This is a genomic window from Polynucleobacter sp. 35-46-11, assembly GCF_002281105.1.
Genome location: NZ_NCFJ01000084.1, coordinates 1 through 8004, shown reverse-complemented (window position 1 = coordinate 8004; position 8004 = coordinate 1). Strand labels below are relative to the sequence as shown.

Genomic DNA, 8004 nt, shown 5'->3' with positions numbered 1-8004 from the left:
CGACTTAAAATATTGCACAGAATTTAAATTCCAAAGTGGTTCTGTAGTGGATGGCGGATTTTTAAGTTTGGAAGATATTAACAAGAAGCCCCAAAAATATTTTGCAAATTGTGTGCGAAAAATTTATGAGAAAGCTTATGACAATGATGTATTTCAGAGCATTGCCGAGCTTAATTCAATAGAAAATGTGGAAGATATCAAAACGGTTTTGGAGTTGCTTTTATTTAAAAGGTACTTTTCGCTCAACGGACTTCCATATTCGCCATCAAGTGGCGAAGCTTCTATGGTTATGTTGCAAAAAGAGCTTGCTACTGACAAGGAGGTGTATATCTTGGATGAGCCAGAAAGAAGTTTGGGTAATGACTATATTAACGATGTTATCGTTCCGATAATTAAAGAGCGAGCACAGGCAGGGAAAAGGGTATTTATCTCAACTCATGATGCAAATATTGCTGTTAGAACCCTTCCCTATAGCTCCCTATACCGATGCTATGGTCAGGGGGGATACAGCACCTACATAGGCAACCCTTTCTCAAATGATCTTGTTAACCCGGAGAACCCAGATGACCGCCTAGACTGGAAAAATATAAGCATGAGAACTCTCGAGGGAGGGGAAGATGCATTTGGTGAGAGGGGAAAAATCTATGGAAACAGTTAATGCAAGCGTTGTAAATAGTGATGAAAAATTTTTCATCAAATTCAGGTTAGGTGATGCAGAGATTTGCATTCCGATGTCAGAGGATGACCCAAACGCAGTTAAGGATGCTTTTAATAAAATTATTATTCACATTAAGAGTGGAGATTTTGAGGTTAAATTGGGACAAGCTAAGGACGATTTATTTTCTCAAGTCGCAAATGAGTATCTTGCTCAATTAAATAGGGAAATTAAAGAGGTTCGCTCTGAAATGAGTCAATATGGTTTACTTTAGTATTTTAAATAAATTGCAAATAAATCCATCCGCTATATTTTCTGAGTTTATAAATGGGATGTGCCCCAAGACCGCAAAGACCTTCAACAAAAATGGACCGCCCGCATCACACATGCGCGCTCTCACTGGGCAACATTCCATAAACGCGTAAGACACAATCGCAATACTGTTGCTGGGTTTAATTGGAATGCCGACCCCACTGGCAAAGACTTCTATAGCCTAAGAGCCAACCTTATTCATGGCACCATCTCTGCAGTTCTTCCTAACGTCTATGCACGCAATCCAGAAATATCTACAACACCCACCCACTCGGGCGCGGATATTAAGCTCTTCTGTAAAACATTGGAGAAGGTCACCAATAGAGCTCTAGAACATGCTCAGTTAAAGAATCGAGCCAAGTCGACTGTAAGAGCGGCGCTTACCTGTAGCTTCGGAATTCTCAAAGTGATGTATCAGCGAGACCCCGGCAAGGATTCATATATCCAGGGTCGCATCAACGATGCCCAAGAAAACCTCCTGGCCATAGAAGACTTAGCGCGAGACCTTCAAGGCGATGATCAACATCATCATGATGTAAAGAAGGCAGAGTTAGAAGAGCTCATCAAGTCACTACAAGAGCAAACCGAAGTGCAATCCGCTGAAGGCTTAGTAATCGATAGAGTCCTTACGGAAAACCTTCTCATCGACCCCTCAATCTGTGAGTTCTGGGACTACACCGATGCAGACTGGATCTGCCAAATCATCCCAATGAAGCGCGGCCAAGCAGAAGCGCTCTACAAGAAGAATCTAGCTAATGCCAAGATCTATCAACCTGGCCAAGGCGAACCATCTCATAAGAAAGCCAAACGCTTAGCCTCATTGCAGATGAATGCTGGTTCAGGCTCAGTCATAGATGATCAGCAGATAGCGGTACTAGAGATCTGGGATAGAGCTACCCAGCGTGTTTATACGATGGTGGAAGGCGCGACTGAATGGCTACGCGAACCTTACTCCCCACCAAGAGCCGGAGAGCGCTGGTACCCATTCTTCTTATTGCCATACCAAGTAGTCGATGGTCAGTTCGTTGGTCCAAGCCTGGTTGATCTGACTGAGCGATTGCAGGATGAGCATAACGAAGCCAGGGATCGGTTTAATCAACATCGAGACCTCTGCATTCCGGGGTGGGTAGCATCAGCCGATATCAATGAAAAGACCATTAAGAAGCACTCAGATTCAAGATTTGGCGAGATCACGATTATTGATACAGAAGGCAAGCCTCTAAATCAAGTGATTATTCCCAGAGGCCACCCCAAGATCGACCCCATCGTCTATGACACCAGTGCAGTGCGTTATGACTGGGAGCAAGTTACTGGCTTGCAAGATGCTGCGCGCTCCACAGTAGTCAGGCCTAAGACAGCAACCGAAGCAAACATTCTACAAAGAGCCTTATCAGGGCGCGTATTCGAATTTAAAGACCAGATAGAAGATTGGCTACAAGAGATTGCGCAATACAGCGCCCAAGTTCTTTTACAAGAACTGACCAAAGAGCAAGTAGAGCGCTACATGGGGCCACCAAGTACTAATGCCACCATGGTCAATGGCGAACTAGTCATGACCATGGAAAAAACCTACGATTGGCCAGCACTCACTAAAGACCGAATCTTTGACATGGTAGATCTACGCATAAGAGCGGGCACCACTGGAGCGCCGGATGGCATAGAAGACAAAGAGAGTTGGCTCAAGGTTTTACCCATGATTACGAATCTATCAATTCAGATGCAAAACCTACAAGCTAGAGGAATGGATTACGAACATATCCGTAATCTCCTACACGAGACTCTCTTGCGGTATGACGATCGTATCGATTCAAATCTATTTATACCGAACATAGAAAAGCAAGCGGAGGGATACGTAGATATCAACAGCGATCTTTCGATGAATCGGATGTGGCAAATGGGTGGAGACAAGCGCAGTACAGAACAACAATCAAAAGAGGAGACAGCAGATGCAAGAAGTGAAAAACTTTAGTTCTGGAGTATTAACCAATGGTGGTGCGATTCAGCGGGTGCAAGACCGTGAAGCCAAGCGTGAGCGTGAGCGCCTAGAAAAGGAGGCATATGAAAAGCATGCAGCCGAATCAGCCGCAAGACGCAATAAAGCCAGGGAAGATCGCGCCATTGAATTAGCTGAGCAATCTAAAGCAAGACAAGCTGCCGAAGAAGAAAAGCAGCGTAAGGCCGCGGAAAAATCAGCTCGTGATGAAGAGGAAAGGCTAAAGGTCGTTGCAGCCAAGGAGACCGCTCGTTTAGCAAGACAACAAGACCTGGATAGAAGGCTTGCAGAAAACAAAGAGAAGCAAGCGGCAGAACAAGCTGCCGCTGAAGTTGCTGCACTATTGGCAAAGCAGCAAGAGCTAGAGCGTCAAAACCAAAAGCAAACCCAGGCAGCAGCGCTATTGGATGATCTAAGTAAAGCCCCAGATGCAACCAAGACAGAAGCTTCAAAGCCGGTAATGGTGACTAAAGAGCTTGAGGATCCAGAAGAGCTGGAGGAGTTGGAACCTGAGGAGCTGGTATTGCAAATAGTGAAGGGCGCGGTCCATGTGCCAGCATCAATACCTACTATCGATGCAAGCGAAGGCGCTAGGACAGAGTTGCCAGCAGCTTATGACATGAGCGCGCTGATGCCCGCACCTGCCGTTCACACTGTAGAAGCTGCGCCACAGTCAGAAGTGCAAGTAGAAAGTGGCAAAGAGCTTATTGACGGCATCCTAACGGGCGCTGAACCAGCACCTCAAGATCAGGAGCAAGTGCCACAAGCAGCTCGTAGTGAGAATCGATTTCAGAAGATCATCAATACCAACCGCGATCTTGCAAAAGAAAACCAAACTCTTAAAGCAAGGGTCGAGAAGTTATTAGATGAAGTGCACGGCTACCAGGTTGAAGGTGAGCTAGTAGGCAGCATCTTGGATACACAGGAGCGTGCAAAGCGTCAGGACCCGCCCCAGAATGCAGCAGAGCGTTATCTAAAGCCTAAGCTATTTAACGTTGTAGATGAAGCTAAAAAAGAGATGCTCAAGTACCTCTCAACTCGTGAGGATGAGATTGATCACACGCATAAGTCAGTATTGTTTCTGAAATACATGCAAGACCCGTTCTATATGAATGTGTTCGTGCAAAACAATCAGGCTTCTGAGTGGTGGCCTGTAATTGATTCAATTTACAACTCGATTGGTTTGTCTGCGCCAGATTGGTCCAAGTCAATGGTTGAGACTTATCAACCCAAGGCTCAGCCACAGCCTCAGCCAATAAGAGCACGAACAGCAACTCTAGGTTCGCCAGTAGCTAGCTCTGAGCAACCAATGGACCGGATAGCCCAGCATCTTGGCAATATGGGAATTTAAGGGCCTATTACTAGGTCATGAGTGATTTTTCACACAAGCAGTTTCAAGGGCAGCTTTTTACTTTTGAACACTTAAAGCCAATTACCTTGGGCCTTGATTTGGCAATCAATCGTGTGGATCAGGCCATCCAAATTTTCGTGACATTTGGATGTCACTGCTTTACAGAGGAGTTTGACTCAAGCAAACATCGTGAAGAGCATGTCTATAGGTATCTCAGAGAGTTAAGAGCTTTTGATCCGCTACGTTACCAGTGCTCAAAGCATTTACCTACAGTAATGCAGACTTTGTTAAACGGGCTTATTTATCGGTCAGATAAAAGTTACACCTATGTATCGCAGATTGTGATTGATTCGCCGAATGGACCACAGCCGTATTCCATATTTTTTAGCTTAGAAAGGATGGGAAGTGCCAATGCTGTAGATTTAAAACTTTATGTCAAAAGTGCCTATATCAGCCCGTTAAAGTCTGGTAAAAATGCGCAAAAATGGCGTTTTAAGGGCTTGGTGTGTGATGTGCTGGGGGTATCTTGACAAAAGTTTTTCAGGGGGTAATAATCTTACAAAGACAGTTCGAGAGCGAGTGAGTATACGAACTAGCTGCCTAGCAATAGGTCCTGCAAGCCAGCAGGGGTAACAGAGCCTCGCAGCGAGATCCCATAAGATCTCAAGGAAAGGGCCTTCGGGCCCTTTTTCTTTGGCTAAAAATTTACCGACACTGCCTGCAAAATCAAGGTCACCCCAGAGGGGTGGCGAAGCTTACCTTGATGTGCGATGCCTAAAAGACACTATTTCGATGGTTAAGGTGACAAAAAGGAGCCTTGACCATAGAAGCAGAAGTGGGTTCATTGCAAATAAAAACCCCAGAAATATCCAAACCCCTTACCAAGTACCCCAATAATCAATTCATGTAGAGAGAGCTAAACACTCTATCTACTGCTTCATGTCAATGCGTTAAAGCTAGAGTCGCGCCTAGTAGCGTAGCAATGGATGGGTTCACGCTCCATCACCAGGTATTGAAGCCAACCAATTTATTAAATAACTATTGATGGGGTGGCATATGCCAATTTCAAATACAGACTTGCAAGAGTTAGCTAAGGTTTCCTTAGATGAGTACTTACGCAATCTACCAGTCGATCAAATCGCTGTAGAGAGACCTTTCCTTAAAAAACTCATGGAGGGGCGTAAGAGCTTATTAGGCGCAAAACAGAACGTAGTCGAAAATATCCGCAAAGAACACGGCAGTAACTTTAGCTGGGCGTTTGGAGAAGAGACGGTCAAGTTCAATAAACGCAATACCACTGAGCAAGCCTCCTTCCCGTGGCGTAGGGCGGTGGATGGTCTCTATATTGACTATGACCGCTTATTCAGTAACGGGATCAAAGTGCGTGAAGGCGGGGCTCGAGGTTTTCAGCTCGAATACAACGAACGCGTACAACTAATCAACCTCTTGGATGAGCAATTAGAAGTCCTACGAGAAGGATTCCTCAATAAGCTGGACTTAGAGTTACACCGCGACGGCTCACACGGCGCAGATGCAGTAGTTGGTTTAGATAGCCTAGTCAGCCTAGCGCCTGATGCTGGCACAGTAGGCGGTATTGATCGAGCCAAAGCAAGCTACTGGCGTAACTACGCAGTCAAAGACATTGCCTCAACATCGCCAGGGAACTTAGTAGGTGAGATGGAAACTGCATGGCGTCAATGTATTAAACATGGCGGTAGCCCTGATTTCATCATCGCTGGGGGTAAGTTCATTGATACCTATCGCAAGCAGGTGACAGTGACTCATATCGCTGGATCAGGTGAGACCAAGTACATCGATGCTGGCGTTGGAGCAGGCGTTAACACTGGCTTAGCTTTTAAAGGAGTGGAGATCATCTGGGATCCACAGTTTGATGAGCTTGATGCCATGGCTAATCGCACGGTGGAGTGGAGTAAGCGTTGTTATTTCCTCAACACTCGATTTATGAAGCTGCGCGATGACGATCTAGACATCGTTGCCCCAATCCGTCCGCACGATACCTTGGCAATGTATGCCATGGTTAATCTGCGCTGCGCTTTATCTATCTCACGAGCGAATGCCCATGCGGTATTGGCAATTCAATAAGGAGGAAGAAATGAACAACAGTATGAACCATAAAGAGCTCATTCATAGCGACTTCCAAATTAAAGAGGTGGAAGCGGTAGTGCGCAGAGATGCCTTCACAACCATCCATGTGTACGTACCGCCGTATGAAACTAATATCCTTCGCAATCTCTTTGGGCGCGAGAACGTCACGGTGTTCGAGCGCCCTTCAAAGACCACCATTACTCCAGAGCAGGAGTACGACCGCCTATGCGCTAAGTATGGCCATGAGGTCGTAGCCAAAGTCTTTGGTGAGGATGATGGCGATCGCCTAATGGAGATCGTGGAGGGCTTGATGAAAGAGGGTCAGCTTCCAGCGCAAGAGAAAGCATTAGAAGAGACTATTGATCAAGCAGGACCTCATCAAGAGTCACCAGAAACTAAAGGAGCCAAGAAACGCTAGCAGTAGGGAAGACCACCGCTAGCAGCAGGTGTTTGGGTGCGGCTGCGGGTGTTGAAGTAACCATGGTGTGTGGGCGCGCGTAACTGCGCCCCACTGCCAACACCAATTAAAAGCCTTGGCGGTAGTGGGGCGGTGGACTTCCATATTCCAAGCATCAAGAAAAGAACTAATGACATGCTTCCAATCATCGCCTCTCTAGTACAAACCTTGGCCGTAAATGGCCTTGGTCTACTTGCGGGCGCGGTCCAGGCTAAAGGTAAGGAATTTATTGAGAGCAAGATTGGTGCGCGTATTCCAGACAACCCCAGTCAGGAAGATCTCATTAAGCTCAAGCAGCTAGAGATTGAACAAGAGCAACTCCTTTTGCAATACACGCTCAAGCAAAAGGAGTTGGAGATTGAGGAATCCAAGCTTCTAGCGGAGATGCATCGTGCTTCACAAGAGAATGCCACGCAGCGCTGGCAATCAGATATGGGCAGCGATTCCAAGTTATCAAAGAACATTCGTCCAGGTACATTGGTGTACATCCTCACGGCCTACCTCTTGTTCGCTTTGCTCTCCGCCATGGGAATTGATATCAATGAGGCTTATGTAAAGCTCCTAGGAGAATGGGGGCAACTAGTCATGCTGGCTTACTTTGGCGGTAGATCGGTAGAAAAGATCTTTGAGATGCGTATGCATGGCTTAAACAAAAAAGAAGAGCAATGAGCAATTTAGTAAAAGAGCAGGCAGCATTCCTAATTGACGTCAGTCGCCTCATTCAGTTTGCAGCTGCAGAAGGATGGGTAATCACTGGTGGGGAGCTTTGGCGCTCACCAGAGCAGCAAGAGATCTATTTCAAAAGCGGTAGGTCTAAAACAATGAACAGCAATCATCTAAGGCGCTGCGCTATTGATTTCAATTTCTTCTGGAATGGAAAACTTGTCTGGGATAAAGATCTCATCCGTACGGTTGGCGAATACTGGGAAAGCCTAGACCCTAAGAATAGATGGGGTGGAAATTTCAAAGGATTTGTGGATGTGCCACATTTTGAACGGGTGTGTTGAGGTTAACCCCCAGAGGTCGGCTATCGGCCAGAAGTAGTCACTGCAATTCTAGTAACTGAACTCATTTAATTACAATTTCAGAATTAAAGAAGATAGAAATTTAAATTGTGTCTTAAATCGTAT

The 8004-nt window shown here is 45.9% G+C and carries 9 protein-coding genes and 1 pseudogene; 9 read left to right on the top strand and 1 reads right to left on the bottom strand.

Features of this window, described 5'->3' with window-relative positions; translation table 11 throughout:
- From B7Y67_RS08030 to B7Y67_RS08000, 7 genes and pseudogenes are all read left to right on the top strand, one after another.
- Window positions 1-658 (top strand): annotated as a pseudogene (locus B7Y67_RS08030) (hypothetical protein); the annotation flags it as partial.
- Window positions 645-929, top strand: coding sequence for a hypothetical protein (locus B7Y67_RS08025; RefSeq protein ID WP_293598190.1), 285 nt, complete (start codon window positions 645-647; stop codon window positions 927-929). The pseudogene B7Y67_RS08030 and the gene B7Y67_RS08025, both read left to right, overlap by 14 nt.
- Before the next feature lie 60 nt (window positions 930-989).
- A complete protein-coding gene (locus B7Y67_RS08020) occupies window positions 990-2936 on the top strand; it encodes a hypothetical protein (RefSeq protein WP_293598189.1) in 1947 nt (648 codons plus the stop codon).
- On the top strand, window positions 2914-4311 hold the full coding sequence (locus tag B7Y67_RS08015) for a hypothetical protein (protein ID WP_293598188.1): 1398 nt from the start codon (window positions 2914-2916) through the stop codon (window positions 4309-4311). The genes B7Y67_RS08020 and B7Y67_RS08015 overlap by 23 nt, the downstream gene beginning before the upstream one ends.
- Before the next feature lie 17 nt (window positions 4312-4328).
- Window positions 4329-4841 (top strand): hypothetical protein, encoded by a 513-nt coding sequence (locus B7Y67_RS08010; protein WP_293598187.1) that lies wholly within the window; start codon window positions 4329-4331, stop codon window positions 4839-4841.
- A gap of 526 nt (window positions 4842-5367) precedes the next feature.
- Entirely contained in the window at window positions 5368-6414 is a 1047-nt protein-coding gene (locus tag B7Y67_RS08005; RefSeq protein ID WP_071461894.1) for a phage major capsid protein, read from the top strand.
- A 10-nt stretch (window positions 6415-6424) separates the two neighbouring features.
- Window positions 6425-6835 (top strand): hypothetical protein, encoded by a 411-nt coding sequence (locus B7Y67_RS08000; RefSeq protein WP_293598186.1) that lies wholly within the window; start codon window positions 6425-6427, stop codon window positions 6833-6835.
- Here B7Y67_RS08000 and B7Y67_RS07995 read toward each other — a convergent pair.
- Complete coding sequence (locus tag B7Y67_RS07995) at window positions 6832-7011, bottom strand: hypothetical protein (RefSeq protein ID WP_293598185.1); 180 nt, start codon at window positions 7009-7011, stop codon at window positions 6832-6834. The two genes, B7Y67_RS08000 and B7Y67_RS07995, sit on opposite strands and share 4 nt — an antisense overlap.
- Between B7Y67_RS07995 and B7Y67_RS07990 the strand changes: the two genes are divergently transcribed.
- A complete protein-coding gene (locus tag B7Y67_RS07990; protein ID WP_293598184.1) occupies window positions 7010-7543 on the top strand; it encodes a hypothetical protein in 534 nt (177 codons plus the stop codon). The genes B7Y67_RS07995 and B7Y67_RS07990 overlap by 2 nt on opposite strands.
- On the top strand, window positions 7540-7881 hold the full coding sequence (locus B7Y67_RS07985; protein WP_293598183.1) for a M15 family metallopeptidase: 342 nt from the start codon (window positions 7540-7542) through the stop codon (window positions 7879-7881). The genes B7Y67_RS07990 and B7Y67_RS07985 overlap by 4 nt, the downstream gene beginning before the upstream one ends.
- The last annotated feature ends 123 nt before the right edge of the window (window positions 7882-8004 follow it).